This is a genomic window from Bartonella queenslandensis (genome assembly GCF_018155095.1).
Lineage (GTDB): Bacteria > Pseudomonadota > Alphaproteobacteria > Rhizobiales > Rhizobiaceae > Bartonella > Bartonella queenslandensis_B.
The window spans coordinates 16284-31502 of record NZ_NAAI01000010.1; the positions used below are offsets into that span (position 1 = coordinate 16284).

Genomic DNA, 15219 nt, shown 5'->3' on the forward strand with positions numbered 1-15219 from the left:
CTATAAAGTTCCATAAGTAATATCTCAATTTAAAGGAAAATATTCGTGTCTGTTATTACTCGTTTTGCCCCCTCACCCACTGGCTTCCTTCATATTGGTGGTGCTCGTACTGCTCTTTTTAATTGGCTTTATGCAAAACATACCGGTGGAAAAATGCTTCTACGCATTGAAGATACAGACCGAGAACGCTCAACAGAAGCAGCTGTAAAAGCCATTATAGATGGCTTGCACTGGATGGGACTTAGTTATGATGGTTCCCCTATTTCGCAATTCGAACGTGCAGAACGTCACCGCCAAATCGCCGAACAGTTAGTCCAGAATGGCAAAGCATATTATTGTTATGCCTCACCTGAAGAGTTAGCTGAAATGCGTGAAAAAGCCCGTGCAGAAGGACGCCCACCACGTTATGATGGACGTTGGCGTAACCGCGATCGTTCTGAAGCTCCTCAAGGTATCAAACCTGTTATTCGCATAAAAGCTCCTGAAGATGGAGAAACAATTGTACACGACCATGTGCAAGGTGATGTCCGTTTTCCTAATAAAGATTTAGATGACTTTATTATTTTGCGTTCTGACGGTTCACCCACCTATATGCATGCGGTTGTTGTTGATGATCATGATATGGGCGTCACGCATATCATACGTGGAGATGATCATCTAACCAATGCAGCTCGACAAATGATCATCTTTAAAGCTATGGGATGGGATATTCCTGTTATGGCCCATATTCCTCTTATTCACGGTGAAAACGGTGCAAAATTATCAAAGCGTCATGGAGCGCTCGGTGTTGATGCTTATCGAAAAATGGGATACCTTCCTGCTGCTTTGCGCAATTACCTTGTCCGTTTAGGGTGGAGCCACGGTGACGACGAACTCATGTCACTTAAAGATATGATTTCTTGGTTTGATATTGACGATATTAACAAAGGTGCTGCTCGTTTCGATCTAAAAAAGCTCGATTCCATCAACGGGCACTATATGCGCATGAGCAATGATCAAGAGCTTTTTGATGCTGCTCTTAATGTTTTACCAGAAACCCCTGGGGGACCACAAATCATTGAAAGACTTGATGAACAACGCCGTGTTCAGTTTTTAAAAGCAATCCCACATTTGAAAGAACGTTCAAAAACATTATGCGAACTGATTGATAATGCCTCCTTCATTTTTGCGCAACGACCATTACAGCTTAACGAAAAAGCACAAACGCTCTTAGATGAAAATGGACGAATCATTTTAAACGATCTTTATCTTGCCCTGAAAGCTTGCCCCTCTTGGGATACAAAAGCCCTCGATGAAACTCTTCGCTCTTATATCCAAACACAGAATCTAAAATTTGGATCTATCGCTCAACCTCTTCGTGCAGCTCTTACAGGATGCACGACATCGCCAGGTGTCTTGGATGTTCTTATTTTATTGGGACGCGATGAATCCCTTCATCGCATCAATGACCAACTTATTACAACAATAAGTTCATAATGTGCACTGAATATATCTCATAAAATGGCTCTCTATGTAGATATTTCAACGTAATCTCAAAAGAGTTTTTTCTATCTTATATCATTGAAATACAGTTTTTATTGAGTAATAATGATTAATAAGGGAATATTTTAAGATTGCATGTGCTCACTTTTAGAGGCAAATTACCCTCAATATAAGTAAAAAAAGCTTCAGTTATTATATATCTCATACTCTGATGAAGCAGATTCTTAATTTTTAGAAGAGAATGATCTGAAAGGAATACCGAATGTCTGAGAATAACGCACATATTATTGTGAATGATAAAAAAGTAGAACTCCCCCTACGTAAAGGCACAAGTGGACCTGAGGTTATCGAAATTTCTTCTCTCTACAAAAAAACCAATATTTTTACTTATGACCCTGGTTTTACTTCAACAGCTTCCTGTGAATCAAAAATTACGTATATTGATGGCGATAAAGGCATATTGCTTTATCGGGGATATCCTATCGATCAGTTGGCTGAAAAAGGAGATTTTCTCGAAAGTTGTTATCTTCTTCTTTATGGAGAACTCCCAACACAACAAGAAAAAAATGATTTTGATCGATGTATTATGCAGCATACCATGGTCCACGAACAGTTTGCACGCTTTTTCCATGGCTTTCGTCGTGACTCGCATCCAATGGCCGTCATGGTTGCCTGCCTTGGTGCTATGTCTGCGTTCTATCACGACTCTATTGATATTACAGATCCTCACCAGAGAATGATCGCTTCTGTTCGTCTTATCTCAAAAGTCCCAACACTTGCTGCTATGGCCTATAAATATAGTATTGGACAAGCATTTGTTTATCCACGCAATGATCTTAGTTATGCTGCAAATTTTCTTCGTATGTGCTTTGCTGTTCCTTGTGAGGAATATAAAACAAACCCTGTGCTTGCTCGGGCGATGGATCAAATCTTTATCCTTCATGCAGATCACGAACAAAATGCTTCTACATCTACGGTACGTCTTGCTGGATCATCAGGTGCTAATCCGTTTGCCTGTATTGCAGCAGGTGTTGCATGCCTTTGGGGACCAGCACATGGTGGTGCCAATGAAGCATGTTTAAAAATGCTACAGGAGATAGGTTCTATTCAAAGAATTCCTGAATTTATTGCTCGTGCAAAAGATAAAAATGATCCGTTTCGCCTTATGGGCTTTGGTCACCGTGTTTATAAAAATTATGACCCACGTGCAAAAATCTTGCAAAAAACCTGTCATGAGGTTTTAAAGGAGCTCAACATTCAAGATGACCCACTTCTTGATATTGCAATAGAACTTGAAAAAATTGCCTTAAGTGATGAATATTTTATTGAAAAAAAGCTTTATCCCAATGTTGATTTCTATTCCGGTATTACATTGAAAGCTTTAGGTTTTCCGACCGAAATGTTTACTGTTCTTTTTGCATTAGCGCGCAGTGTCGGATGGGTTGCACAGTGGAAAGAAATGATTGAAGATCCTGCTCAAAAAATTGGTCGTCCTCGACAACTTTATACAGGCCATGCTATGCGTGACTACGTTCCTATAGATAAACGTGTAAATTAAAGAAATAATTCAATCAATAAAGCTTTAGTTTACTAAAGCTTTATTGAAAATGATTAAACATCCTTTAAATTTTTTTACAAAATCTTATTTTAAAACTCTTATCTACAAAGATAACAGAATCATAAAAGTTTATGAAAAAACTTTAAGTTTTGGCTTTGTAAATAAATTGAGAGCATTCTTTTGGAAATGAGTCAAAGGTTAAAGGAAATTAAAAATTTTTACCCTATTTATCTTTAATGAAGCGTATCCCTCATCTTTGAAAACCCTATATTTCACTCTGTATTTCCCCCTCAATAAGAAAAATCCCTTAAGTGCTCTTTTACCATGCTAAAAACTTCATAAAAATCACTTTATAAGGATTATATCTCGTACAAGTCTCATCTTATCATTATCTGCTAAAATCACACTTCTTTTTACAAGAAAAATCTTTCCAAATACCGGAAAATAAATTTATTTTTATATCCTTTAATACCGAGACCTTTCACGCAATAGATGAGAATATTTTATCCTGTTAAGAACTGAAATTTTCTTTACATTTAAACGAATAGTTTTTATTTTAAAGATAATTAGTTGATTTTAAATAAAATTATTAAAATTCAACCCCTCATTAACAAGAGCTTTCCTTCCTGTATTTCTCCCCCATGTTGATACGAATAAATCATTTTTTTGACAGCAATATCTAGCGTAATGATAGGAAAATAGAGGCAGATAAATTTTTTACATTGCTCCAAAAGAGCTTACAGATTATAAAAATATCTCATGGTTTCATATTTGCCAGCTTATTGAATAGGAGAACATTATGAAGTTATTAGCAAGAGCTCTTATAATAAGTGCAACATTGTTTACCTTATCAGCTAATTCTCAAACGTTGAAAATAGCAAGTGATGCTTCCTACCCCCCGTTTAGTTATATCGACTCAAATAACGAACTTCAAGGGTTTGATATTGATATATCTTATGCACTTTGTAAAAAAATGAATATTGAGTGTACCATTGTCACGCAAGACTTCGAGGGAATGATTCCCGGCCTTCTAGCCAAGAAATATGATGCTATTGTTTCTTCCCTTTCTCCTACAAAAGAACGCTTACAAAAAATTGATTTTACCGATCCTTATTACAATACAGCACTGGCTGTCATCGTTACCAAAAATTCGGAAATTAAAGAAATCTCGACACAAGCCTTTAGAGGTAAAAACCTTGGTGTACAATCAAATACAACACAAGCTGCATATGCAGAAGATCATTATGCCCCTGAAGGGGTGAATATCAAACTTTATCCTACAACAATAGAAGTGAATCGTGATCTTTTAAACCATCGGCTTGATATCATCATCTTTGATAAATTAAAGGCATTAAATTGGCTTGAAAATGAAGGAAAAGATTGTTGTAAGCTTCTAGGAACATTAGAAGACACAAAATTTCCTATTGCAATTGCGATTCGTCAAAATAATCATGATCTTAAAAACAGTTTTAATAAAGCAATAGAAGAGATCCGCGCTGATGGAACCTATAATAAAATCATGAGAAAATATTTTACATTCGATATCAATTAAATATTACCATCAATTAAAACTGCACCTTTTCCAAAAATATCTTTTAATTTTTTTTGAACAGGAAAAAATTGTTGGAGATTCAGCGTTTTCATAAGAAAAATTTATATTTATCAAAAAACTAATTTTTAATTGTTTCTCAATAATTAAATGTTTATGAAATCTAATGAAAACAATGGGGTTGTATTTTTATCTTATCTCAATTTTTTTTATATTCAAAATGAATAGCCTTAATTTTTAAAGAAAAGACCTCAGTTTTTACTCGTGAAATAATATAACCCCACATCATTTCATGAAAATTAAGCTCATACAGCCATAAAATATTTATTCTTCTTAAATCAATAAAATTCTTTAAATCAATAAAAAAGGTGATTTTTTGATCATAATGTCCAACATAATAATCTAAAATAAATACCGATAAATTTTTGCATTGCTCAAAAAAAGCTTACAGATTATAAAAATGTGACGATTTCATATTTGCCCGCTTATCCAATAGGAGAATATCATGAAACTACTCGCAGGAGCTCTTATAATAAGTGCCGTGCTATTCACCCAATTGGCTGATGCGAAAACATTAAAAATCGCGAGTGAAGGCACTTATCCTCCCTTTAGTTATATTGACTCAAATAACCAACTACAAGGATTTGATATTGATATATCTAATGCACTTTGTAAAAAAATGAATGTTGAATGCACCATTGTCACGCAAGATTTCGAGGGAATGATCCCCGGACTTATTGCAAAAAAATATGATGCGATTGTAGCTTCCCTCTCTCATACACAAGAGCGTTTACAAAAAATTGACTTCACAGATCCTTATTACGATACAGCACTGGCTGTCATTGTTACCAAAGATTCGGGAATTAAGGAAATCTCGACACAAAGCTTTAGAGGTAGAAATCTTGGTGTGCAATCAAATACAACACAAGCTGCTTATGCAGAAGATCATTATGCCTCTAAAGGGATCAAGATCAAGCTCTACCCTTCCACGATAGAAGTGAATCGTGACCTTTTAAATCATCGACTTGATTTGATTATTGTGGATAAATTACAAGCATTAAACTGGCTTAAAAATGAAGGAAGAGATTGCTGTCTCCTCTTAGGAACTCTGGAAGAAACAAAATTTCCTGTTGCAATTGCCATCCGTCAAAACAATAATGATCTTAAAAATAAGTTCAATGAAGCTCTAAAAGAGATCCGTTTGGATGGAACTTATGAGAAAATTATGAAAAGATATTTTGCAAGCGATGTTTATTAAATATCACTGTAATATTTAAATGAAGCCCACTGTTTATTTCTAAAAACATTATCTAACCCTTTCATGAGGAACACGAGGATGATTGAAAATTTAGCATTGCTATCATTTAGCAATGGTGGATGGGGAATGGTTATACTTTCTAGTGCAGGAATGACATTGTCGTTGGCGTTATGTTGTGGACTTTTAGGACTCCCTCTAGGGCTTCTAAATGCTGTGATGATTCGATCCAATATTAAGATGGCTAAAGCTATGGCGCGTCTCTTTTCAACGGTGTTTCGTGGGCTACCAGAACTTTTAACCTTGTTTTTAGTGTACTACGGGTTACAAAGCCTCATTCAAAATATCTTTGACTATTTTAATCTTGAAGTCATGTTCAGTATCAATGCTTTCGTTGCTGGTGTTCTTGCATTGAGTATGGTTTTTGCCGCTTTTTCTTGTGAAGTTTGGCTTGGAGCCTTCAACATTTTTGATAAAGGGCAATATGAGGCCGCCAAAGCTTTAGGCCTTTCACGGTCAACCACATTCTTTCGTATTGTCTTTCCTCAGCTCATCCGAAATGCCCTGCCAGGACTTTCCAATAATTGGCTTACTTTACTGAAAGATACATCCCTCGTTTCAACCATCGCGCTTGTTGATCTTATGCGACAAACGAATTTAGCTGTCGCTGCGACCAATAAACCCATGCTATTTTACCTTGTCGCATGTTTACTCTATTTATTATTTTCAGCATTTTTTTCTGTAATCTTACGCCATTTGGAAACATACACTCAAAGAGGCTATAAAAAGGTAACAAGTCAATGATTCCTGAGTGGCTTTATTTCATTTTAAATCCTGATCTTTTAAACCGTTATGGACCTAAATTTATTGATGGTTTTATTGTTACGATTGAACTTGTCACTATCTCTTGTTCTCTTGGTTTTTTCCTTGGTATGCTTATTGCTTTTGCACGTTTATCAACGAATATATTTTTACAATATTTTGCAAATGCTTATGTCTATTTTTTTCGTGGTTCTCCTTTATTAGCCCAACTCTTTCTTTTTTATTATGGGCTTGGTTCAATGAATAATTTTTGGCAACAGATTGGTCTATGGTGGTTTTTTCAAAACGCGTGGTATTGTTGTCTTTTTATTTTCACACTCAATTCTTCTGCTTATCAATCTGAAATCTTTAAAGGAAGTTTTCTATCCGTAACAACTGGGCAACGGGAAGCATCAAAAGCTTTAGGGCTGAGTCATTCTGTTACATTTTTTAGAGTTATTCTTCCACAAGCAATGATTGTTGCATTACGTCCCCTAGGAAATGAGCTGATTTTAATGATTAAATCAAGTGCCATTGCCTCACTTGTTACTGTTTATGATTTAATGGGGATTGCCAAACTTACTTATTCACGTACATTCGATTTTCAAGTTTACGTTTGGGCCGCTCTTATCTATCTTTTTATTGTTGAACTCATTCATCGTTTTATTGTTTTTATCGAACATCACCTCACACGATATTTACGATAAAATAAAATGATCATAAAAAACTTTACCAAACCAAAATGTTCAATTAATCAGCTTATTCATCAATGAAAGAATAAAACAAGATGAATTTAGAAAATAATCTATCGATCTCCCCTAGTAAAAATTCTGTGATCTCTATTCGAAACCTTAATAAATGGTATGGAAATTTTCAGGTCTTACACGATATCAATTTTGATGTTCAAGCTGGTGAACATATCGTTATTTGTGGGCCATCCGGATCAGGAAAATCAACGTTAATTCGTTGTATTAACCAATTAGAACAAGCAGAAAAAGGTTCAATCTATATTCATAACGTTGATATCCATACCGCTCCTATACAACAGCAAAAAAATGTCCTGCGAAAGATAGGAATGGTTTTTCAGAACTTTAATTTATTTCCCCACATGAGCGTTATACAAAATTGTATTTTAGCCCCTATGTCAGTTCAAGGACTTTCCAAACAACAAGCAAAAGAACGGGCAATTCGTTACTTAACGCATGTCGGTATTGAAAAACACTGTGAAAAATATCCTTTACAACTTTCTGGTGGACAACAACAGCGTGTTGCGATTGCCCGTGCACTTTGTATGGAACCTGAAGTCATGCTTTTTGATGAACCAACCTCTGCCCTTGATCCGGAAAGTGTAGGAGAAGTTTTGGAAGTGATGGCTCAATTGGCCAATACAGGGATTACAATGCTTTGCGTTACCCATGAAATGGGATTCGCAAGAAAAGTCTCAGAAAGAATACTCTTTTTAGAAAATGGAAAAATTGTTGAAGATACAAATTCTGAAAAATTTTTCACCAACCCTGAAAGTCAGCGTGCCCGCGATTTTCTTGCTAAAATTAAACATTAGTCATCAAAATATTGCTTTATTTATACAATTTTGCCCCTACTTTTTAAAAGAGTGATAATTCTTTGCGCGCCGACAATCCCCGATGGGACTTCTGTTTTCATTTTCTGTTCTACCATCTCAAAAGCATCGAGTTGAGCCTGACGCAATAAAGGATTAGATAAAAGTTGTTCTATCTGTCTTGCTAACATGCCAGGACGTATAAATTCATCCAAATATTCTGGAACAATAGGCTTATCAGCAATAATATTTGGAAGAGCAGCGCTCCATAACATTATTTTAGGAAAAATAAATAATTTAGCAAAACGATCAAGCTTATAGCAAAGAGTCATAGGAATTTTTGCTAAGGCTAATTCAAGCGAAACCGTTCCATGGGCAGCAAGAGCGACATCTGCTTGTGCAAAAGCACGCCATTTTTCATCTTCACCAACAACAATTTCTACTTTGCTTTTCCAGCCCTGCACAAAATCACGGACTTTATCCACCAAATGGGGTAAAGTTGGTAAAATAATCTGTAAATGAGGGATTCTCTGTACAAGAAGCTCTACTGTTTCTCGAAAAATAGGCATTAAAGAGCGAAGCTCTGAATTGCGTGATCCTGGCAAAATAACCAATGTAGGTGATGATGTCTGTTGATCACACAAATGTCTTTGTTCTGCTTGGCATTTTTTTTCTGACTGAACTCTCAAAAGGGGCGGATATGTCAAAAGGCGATGTCCAACATAGGTGGTAGCAGGACCTCCTAAATCCTGCATAACCTTTTCTTCAAAAGGAAAAACTGCTAAAACATGATCAACAAATTCCCGCATAGCTTTTGCACGCTCTGGCCTCCATGCCCAAACGGTTGGTGCAATATATTTAACAATCGGAATAGAAGGCGCTAGAGCGCGTACCTTTTTTGCAACACGATGCGTAAAATCAGGACTATCAATAATAATTAAACAATCAGGTTGTTCTTGTGCGATAAATTTGGATAAATTGCGAATATGGAGCAACAACAACGGTAATTTTTTCAATACCTCCTTTAAACCTATTAAAGCAATATCATGAGAATCAAAAAAACTTTTTAAACCTAAAGCCTTTAAATGCCTCCCCCCAACCCCGATCAAATGAATATTGCATTCTACTTGTTGTGATAAACAAGAAATTAAATCCGCCCCAAGAAAATCACCAGATTCCTCACCCGCAACTACAGCAATCTTTAAAAGACGATCACTCATGACCAACCTTTTCAAATGTTTCTATAAATAGAGAATGTTTATTGGCTTTTTCTATTGTTGTTTTTACCGATAATATTAGACTTCTATTTGCCTCCACTGCAATACCGGATAAACCACTCTTTGCAATATTCATTATTGTTGTGGGCCCAATTGATGGCAAATCAACGCGATTATCCTGTTGTGGTTTTGCACATTTAACAAGAACACCACCTTTAGGGGGGATTTGCCCTCTTTCTCGCATTTCACAAACACGCCACAACATATTATCAGTTCCCTCAGCGCCCTCCAGAGCGACCACCCTTCCTTGAACAACGACAACGGCTTGCCCGATATCCAATTGACCTAAAAGCTTTGCTGCTCGTGCTGCTAAAAAAATATCTTTCTTCTCTTTCTGTGTAGCACGCCGTACTGTTAAATTAAATCCTACGGGTGCTAAAAGATCTGGGACTATTTCGTGAGCACCAATAACACAAAAACCATGCGCCTCAATAACCCGTATAAAAGCTTTTAATAATGCATCGTCCCCCTTTCTCAAAGCTCCGATCAACTTGGGAAGAGCTAAAAATGTCGTCCAGTCCAGTCGCAATTGTGTAAGAAGTGGTCGTTTTTTCACACCACCTGCCAAAACAACATTATAAACTCCAGCCTCTTTTAAAACTTTAACGAGTCGCGCTAACTCTACAATTGATAGCTCGCAATGTTCATAGCGATAAAGAACAGAATCTGCCTCACCCTGCAAAAGCACAAGAAAAGGATTCTCGCCACTCTTCTCAAGAGCCTGCGCAACAGTGATCGGCAGAACACCACTTCCTGCTATAATAGCAGTACGGCCTGTAAGAAAATTTCTGGCTCCCCAAACCGGCATTTTTAATCCTTATGTTCTGTTATTCTATCACCCTCAAATTTTGGTGTACAATAAAAACGTTTTCCTTCTTCTTTAATAAAACGAACAACGTCAGCAACAGAACGAGAAGAAGGATAGCAATAAGCAACATCATTGACACGCTCTTTAAATGGTTTTCTATGATCAAAAAGCATGACAACCGCATGACGGAGTGCGTGAATATCCTGACGCTCAAGCCCTGCACGCTTCATACCAATAATATTGAGTCCGGCAAGTTTTGCCTGCACACCAACAGCTGTTCCATAAGGAATCAAATCACCTACCAGTGCAGATACACCACCGATAAATGCGTGATGCCCAACACGAACAAATTGGTGAACAGCAGCACCACCACCGATAATCACATAATCACCAATCGTAACATGACCGGCAATCATTGCATTATTAGCAAAGGTTACATGATTGCCTACATGACAATCATGAGCGACATGCGCATAACAAAAAAATTGGCAATTATCACCAACAACGGTCATTCCCTCACTTGAATCCGATCCTCTATGCATTGTTACGCCTTCACGAATCGTACAATTCTTACCAATAGAGAGAGTCGTCCTCCCCCCTTTATGTTTATTATTTTGCGGATCAGCCCCTAAGACTGCATGAGAAAATACTTTACTCTTGGCTCCTAACGTTGTCTTTCCCATTATTACAACATGACTTGTCAAACTACATTCATCACCAATAACAGCCTCTGAACTAATATGGCAAAATGGTCCAACGCGTACATTCTCACCAAGCTGCGCTCCCTTCTCCACAAGAGCAGTTGGATGGATTTTCGTACCGGACATTTTAAAATTCCCATTAAATATCGTTTATTCTTCTTCAACAATCATCGCAGCAATTTCTGCTTCAGCGACGCGGACATCTTCTACTTTTGCAACACACGAAAAACGCCTCATACCAGATCGTTTTTTCAAAAGCCGAACATGAATTTTAAGCTGATCACCAGGCATAACCGGCTTACGAAATTTGGCATTATCAACCGTCATAAGGTAAACTAAATTTGTTTGCTTATTGCCTAAATTTAAAAGGGCTATTGCTCCTGCCGTTTGTGCCATAGCCTCTAAAATCAAAACGCCAGGCATAACTGGTTTTGCAGGAAAATGTCCCGTAAAATGTGGTTCGTTAATCGTTATATTTTTAATACCAATTGCTTCTTGTTCTCCATCAATATTAACGATACGATCGATCAACAAAAATGGATAACGGTGCGGTAATATTGATAGCAATTTTTCAATATCAACAGCCTCTAAATCTTTAATTCCTTCAGTGCTGATCATATCAGCTTCTCTCCTTTTTAACTTTTCCCATACTGCGTAACGTCGCTACTTCACGAAACCATTGTTTAAATGGTCGTGCTGGACTTCCTCCCCATTTTTCACCATCCGGAATGTCATTCATAACACCACTACGAGCAGCAATCTGAACACATTTACCTATTACGATATGATCTGCTACTCCAACTCCCCCTCCAAGCTGAGACATATCCCCTATAGATGTACTTCCAGCAATTCCACATTGAGCGGCAATAAGGCAATAACGACCAATTTTTACATTGTGGGCAATTTGTACAAGATTATCAATCTTGCTTCCTTCTCCAATAACAGTATCCTGAAATGTTCCTCGATCAATCGTGGTGTTCGCACCAATTTCTACACCATCCTCAATAATAACGCGACCAAGTTGTGGAATTTTCTCGATTCCAGCTTCTCCTCCAACATAACCAAAACCATCTTGCCCAATGCAAACACCAGGATAAATCTGAACCCTATCACCTATTAAAGAACACTGAACAGTTACTTGAGGAGCAATATAGCAGTCACGTCCAATACGGCAATTTTCACCGATAACAGCTGTGGATGAAATAAGAGTTCCGGCACCAATTTCAACATTTCTACCGATAACAGCTCCCGCTTCAATACATACATCATTGGCAAACTTAGCCGTTGGATGAATATGCGCGTGCGATGAAATCCCCTTCTGCCCTAACCAAGGCATTGGCTTGACGGAATCAGGAAACAAAATACGACCAACCTGAGCAAAATCACGCTGCGGTGTGGATGTCACCAAAATTGCCATCGTGTCAGGAACTTTAAAAACAATATCATTCGTGCAAAAAACAGCAATAGCAGAACTATTCTGTAGAGCATCAGAAAACTTCCGATGCTCCACAAAAACAAGAGAACCTTCCACAGCACTCTCAAGTGAAGAAAGAGCATTGATAACTTTATGAGAAAACTCTGGATTAAGAAGCTTTGCACCCGTCAACTCAGCAACATTTGCAACTGTCAATCGCCGGGACGGCGTAAAAAAAAATGTATCCGCCATCAAAACACTTTCTCTCCCAGCTTGAGCTTTTCTCTTCAAGTTTTTCCTTCTTTAAAAACCACTCAAATCAGAATTTCGTAGAAATACCAAAATTCAATTGCTGCAAACGATCTCCCTCCTGCTTTGTTATTGGCCAAGCATAATCAAAACGCAAAGGACCAAACGGAGAATCCCACATCAAACTCACACCTGCAGATGAGCGCCAAGCACTTTTGGTATTGGTAACAGGCGGTTCACCCTTAAAGGCGGCTTTATAATTATTGCCATAGAGCGTAGCAACATCCGCAAATAAAGCACCGCGCAATCCGAATCCTTCAGGCACAACAGGAATAGGAAACTGTACTTCAGCAGTCGCATTCATATATGTCGTTCCCCCTAAGAAATAAACTTCACCTTTGCTGGAAACCTGACGTGGACCTATCCCATTGTATTTGAACCCTCGGATCATATCAGTATTCGCCTTAAACATATCGAAAATACGAACACCTTCTTTGCCTACTTCGTGGATATACCCACCGCCAAAGGAAAGTAAACCAACAATGTCCCTTTGATCAGAAAGAGTCTTATACATCATCGCTTTACCCGTGGTCTTCAAAAACTTCGCACTCCCACCAAGTCCTGCATATTCCTGAAGAAAATTCACATACCATCCATCATGGGGGTTTCTCATATCATCAATCGTATTATAGGTAAAACCATAACTAATTGATGAACGCTTCCAAGGGCTATGCTTAGCTGCTTGAACAATTGCACCAGAATATTTCCCATATAATTCTATTATATCACTCTCTTTGTCGAAATCATACTCTCCACCAAAATCATATTCTTCCTGTACATAAGAATAAGCAACATTCGCAGATAATTGATTATTAATAGGTAACGAAAACCGTAGCGATCCCCCTGTCTGTCGTACATCATAGGCTTTATCAGCACGATAAGTGCTACGAAAAACATCAACGCCAGCTGATAAACGGTACCCTAAGAAATAAGGATCAACAAATGATAAATTATAATTACGGGATTTTTCTTGCCCTGCTCCTAACCCTAAACGAACGTACTGACCACGTCCCCCAAGATTACGCTCAGTAACAGAGACTTCAAGTGACATACCAGGGCTTGTTCCTCCCGTTGTATATCCTCCAGAAAGAGAGAGATCTCCTGTTGAAGCTTCAACGACATCTATCACCAGAACAACTTGGTCAGATTGCTCGGTAGGAACCATCGAAATATTAACCGCTTTGAAGAAACCTAAACTTTCTAAACGGCGCTTCGCCCGCTGTAATAAAGTTTGATTGTAGGCATCCCCTTCGTTTAAATCAATCTCACGACGAATGACGTAATCACGCGTTTTCTCATTGCCACGTATATCAATACGCTGAATATAAGCACGTGTACCTTGTTCAATATTATATGAAATTGAAATTGTATGATTTGCCAAATTACGGTTTCCCCGTGGTTCAACTTTAGCAAAAGCATATCCCGAATCAGCAACCTTATTATTAATAATTGCAACAGACTGTTCAATATCTTCTGCACTATAAACATTACCTGGCTGTGTTTTAAGCATCCCTTTTACAGATTGAACATCAATTCCATCAACATCACTTTCAACCTGAATATCACTAATTTTATAGCGCACACCCTCATCAAGAATGAAAGAAATTCTATACTTATTGCTTGCTGCATCAAAAGTTGCTTTAGAAGAGACGACACGAAAATCTGCATAACCACGATTATAATAAAAGCGACGTAAAGCTTCTTCATCAGCAGCGAGGCGTTCTTCACTGTAAACATCGCCTCCCAACAACTTCGAAAAAATTCCTGAAGATTTTGTTGAAATCACATCACGCAACCGACGACTTGCAAAGACACTATTTCCCTTAAAAGTGATATCACCAATCTTTGTTTTTTGTCCTTCAACAACATTAAACACCACATTAACACGCCCTTTTCCAAGGTTAATCGTTTGAACGTTAACAGTGATATTATTACGACCAAGAGTTTTATAAGCTTCACGAATTGTATTGATATCAGCAGAAAGCTTAGCAGAATTAAAAGGCTCATTTGGTTTTAAAGAAATAAATCGTTTAAGATCTGGATCTTTAAAAGATTTATTTCCCTGAAATAATATTTGATTGACAACCTCATATTCTTTTACGAATACGACCAATTTATCACCCACTTGATTTATTTTAACATCATAAAATAAACCTAATTCGAAAAGATTCTTCACAGCATGATCAACATCGCCGCTGGAGATCCCTTGTCCAGCCTTAATACCCATATTGTCTCGAATCGCCTGAGAACTTACAAATTTATTCCCACGAACCTCAATAGAACGGACTACAGATGCTTGTATTTCTCCAACCGCAGCAATTGACATAAAAACCGTCGCTGGGGCAATCATCCCCATCTTTAACACCAACACAGATGCCGCATTTAAAAACTTTGAATTCGTAGTCATTGACTTTTTTACCTTACTCTTATTCCTTGGACATGATGCCTTAAAAAGCTAACTGCCATGGCAATCTTTTTACAGCGAGACTTTATCATCCCTTAATTAC

General features: G+C 37.5%; 13 protein-coding genes. 7 read left to right on the plus strand and 6 right to left on the minus strand.

Features of this window, described 5'->3' with window-relative positions; all coding sequences use genetic code 11:
- Window positions 1-45 precede the first annotated feature (45 nt).
- From gltX to B5V81_RS07010, 7 genes are all read left to right on the plus strand, one after another.
- A complete protein-coding gene (gene gltX, locus B5V81_RS06980; RefSeq protein ID WP_212112829.1) occupies window positions 46-1476 on the plus strand; it encodes a glutamate--tRNA ligase in 1431 nt (476 codons plus the stop codon).
- Window positions 1477-1744: 268 nt separating this feature from the next.
- The gene (gene gltA / locus B5V81_RS06985; protein ID WP_212112830.1) at window positions 1745-3040 is read left to right on the plus strand and encodes a citrate synthase; all 1296 of its coding nucleotides are present in this window, start codon (window positions 1745-1747) and stop codon (window positions 3038-3040) included.
- A 799-nt stretch (window positions 3041-3839) separates the two neighbouring features.
- Complete coding sequence (locus B5V81_RS06990; RefSeq protein WP_212112831.1) at window positions 3840-4592, plus strand: transporter substrate-binding domain-containing protein; 753 nt, start codon at window positions 3840-3842, stop codon at window positions 4590-4592.
- A gap of 502 nt (window positions 4593-5094) precedes the next feature.
- Window positions 5095-5847, plus strand: a complete 753-nt coding sequence (locus B5V81_RS06995; RefSeq protein WP_212112832.1) for a transporter substrate-binding domain-containing protein — start codon at window positions 5095-5097, stop codon at window positions 5845-5847.
- Between the two features lie 78 nt (window positions 5848-5925).
- Window positions 5926-6648: an ABC transporter permease gene (locus tag B5V81_RS07000; protein WP_212112833.1), complete on the plus strand. Its 723-nt coding sequence runs from the start codon at window positions 5926-5928 to the stop codon at window positions 6646-6648.
- Complete coding sequence (locus tag B5V81_RS07005; RefSeq protein WP_212112834.1) at window positions 6645-7352, plus strand: ABC transporter permease; 708 nt, start codon at window positions 6645-6647, stop codon at window positions 7350-7352. Before B5V81_RS07000 ends, B5V81_RS07005 begins: the two co-directional genes overlap by 4 nt.
- Before the next feature lie 80 nt (window positions 7353-7432).
- Window positions 7433-8206 (plus strand): amino acid ABC transporter ATP-binding protein, encoded by a 774-nt coding sequence (locus B5V81_RS07010; protein ID WP_244979431.1) that lies wholly within the window; start codon window positions 7433-7435, stop codon window positions 8204-8206.
- Window positions 8207-8226: 20 nt separating this feature from the next.
- Here B5V81_RS07010 and lpxB read toward each other — a convergent pair whose 3' ends face one another.
- The 6 genes from lpxB to bamA all read right to left on the minus strand — a co-directional run bounded on the left by lpxB (window position 8227) and on the right by bamA (window position 15119).
- The gene (gene lpxB / locus B5V81_RS07015; RefSeq protein ID WP_212112835.1) at window positions 8227-9423 is read right to left on the minus strand and encodes a lipid-A-disaccharide synthase; all 1197 of its coding nucleotides are present in this window, start codon (window positions 9421-9423) and stop codon (window positions 8227-8229) included.
- Window positions 9416-10288, minus strand: a complete 873-nt coding sequence (locus B5V81_RS07020) for an LpxI family protein (RefSeq protein ID WP_212112836.1) — start codon at window positions 10286-10288, stop codon at window positions 9416-9418. Before B5V81_RS07020 ends, lpxB begins: the two co-directional genes overlap by 8 nt.
- A 2-nt stretch (window positions 10289-10290) precedes the next feature.
- Window positions 10291-11115: an acyl-ACP--UDP-N-acetylglucosamine O-acyltransferase gene (gene lpxA / locus B5V81_RS07025; protein ID WP_212112837.1), complete on the minus strand. Its 825-nt coding sequence runs from the start codon at window positions 11113-11115 to the stop codon at window positions 10291-10293.
- A 24-nt stretch (window positions 11116-11139) separates the two neighbouring features.
- Entirely contained in the window at window positions 11140-11607 is a 468-nt protein-coding gene (gene fabZ / locus B5V81_RS07030) for a 3-hydroxyacyl-ACP dehydratase FabZ (RefSeq protein ID WP_212112838.1), read from the minus strand.
- A 1-nt stretch (window position 11608) separates the two neighbouring features.
- The gene (gene lpxD, locus B5V81_RS07035) at window positions 11609-12655 is read right to left on the minus strand and encodes a UDP-3-O-(3-hydroxymyristoyl)glucosamine N-acyltransferase (protein ID WP_212112859.1); all 1047 of its coding nucleotides are present in this window, start codon (window positions 12653-12655) and stop codon (window positions 11609-11611) included.
- 67 nt (window positions 12656-12722) lie between these two features.
- Window positions 12723-15119, minus strand: coding sequence for an outer membrane protein assembly factor BamA (gene bamA, locus B5V81_RS07040; RefSeq protein ID WP_212112839.1), 2397 nt, complete (start codon window positions 15117-15119; stop codon window positions 12723-12725).
- Window positions 15120-15219 lie beyond the last annotated feature (100 nt).

What these genes read in the sequence shown, in the direction of transcription:
- lpxA (WP_212112837.1), bottom strand. Translation starts at nt 11,115, where the DNA reads ATGTCCGGTACGAAAATCCATCCAACTGCTCTTGTGGAGAAGGGAGCG.
- B5V81_RS07010 (WP_244979431.1), top strand. Translation starts at nt 7,433, where the DNA reads ATGAATTTAGAAAATAATCTATCGATCTCCCCTAGTAAAAATTCTGTG.
- bamA (WP_212112839.1), bottom strand. Translation starts at nt 15,119, where the DNA reads ATGACTACGAATTCAAAGTTTTTAAATGCGGCATCTGTGTTGGTGTTA.
- lpxD (WP_212112859.1), bottom strand. Translation starts at nt 12,655, where the DNA reads ATGGCGGATACATTTTTTTTTACGCCGTCCCGGCGATTGACAGTTGCA.
- fabZ (WP_212112838.1), bottom strand. Translation starts at nt 11,607, where the DNA reads ATGATCAGCACTGAAGGAATTAAAGATTTAGAGGCTGTTGATATTGAA.
- B5V81_RS06990 (WP_212112831.1), top strand. Translation starts at nt 3,840, where the DNA reads ATGAAGTTATTAGCAAGAGCTCTTATAATAAGTGCAACATTGTTTACC.
- B5V81_RS07005 (WP_212112834.1), top strand. Translation starts at nt 6,645, where the DNA reads ATGATTCCTGAGTGGCTTTATTTCATTTTAAATCCTGATCTTTTAAAC.
- B5V81_RS07000 (WP_212112833.1), top strand. Translation starts at nt 5,926, where the DNA reads ATGATTGAAAATTTAGCATTGCTATCATTTAGCAATGGTGGATGGGGA.
- B5V81_RS07020 (WP_212112836.1), bottom strand. Translation starts at nt 10,288, where the DNA reads ATGCCGGTTTGGGGAGCCAGAAATTTTCTTACAGGCCGTACTGCTATT.
- gltA (WP_212112830.1), top strand. Translation starts at nt 1,745, where the DNA reads ATGTCTGAGAATAACGCACATATTATTGTGAATGATAAAAAAGTAGAA.
- B5V81_RS06995 (WP_212112832.1), top strand. Translation starts at nt 5,095, where the DNA reads ATGAAACTACTCGCAGGAGCTCTTATAATAAGTGCCGTGCTATTCACC.
- lpxB (WP_212112835.1), bottom strand. Translation starts at nt 9,423, where the DNA reads ATGAGTGATCGTCTTTTAAAGATTGCTGTAGTTGCGGGTGAGGAATCT.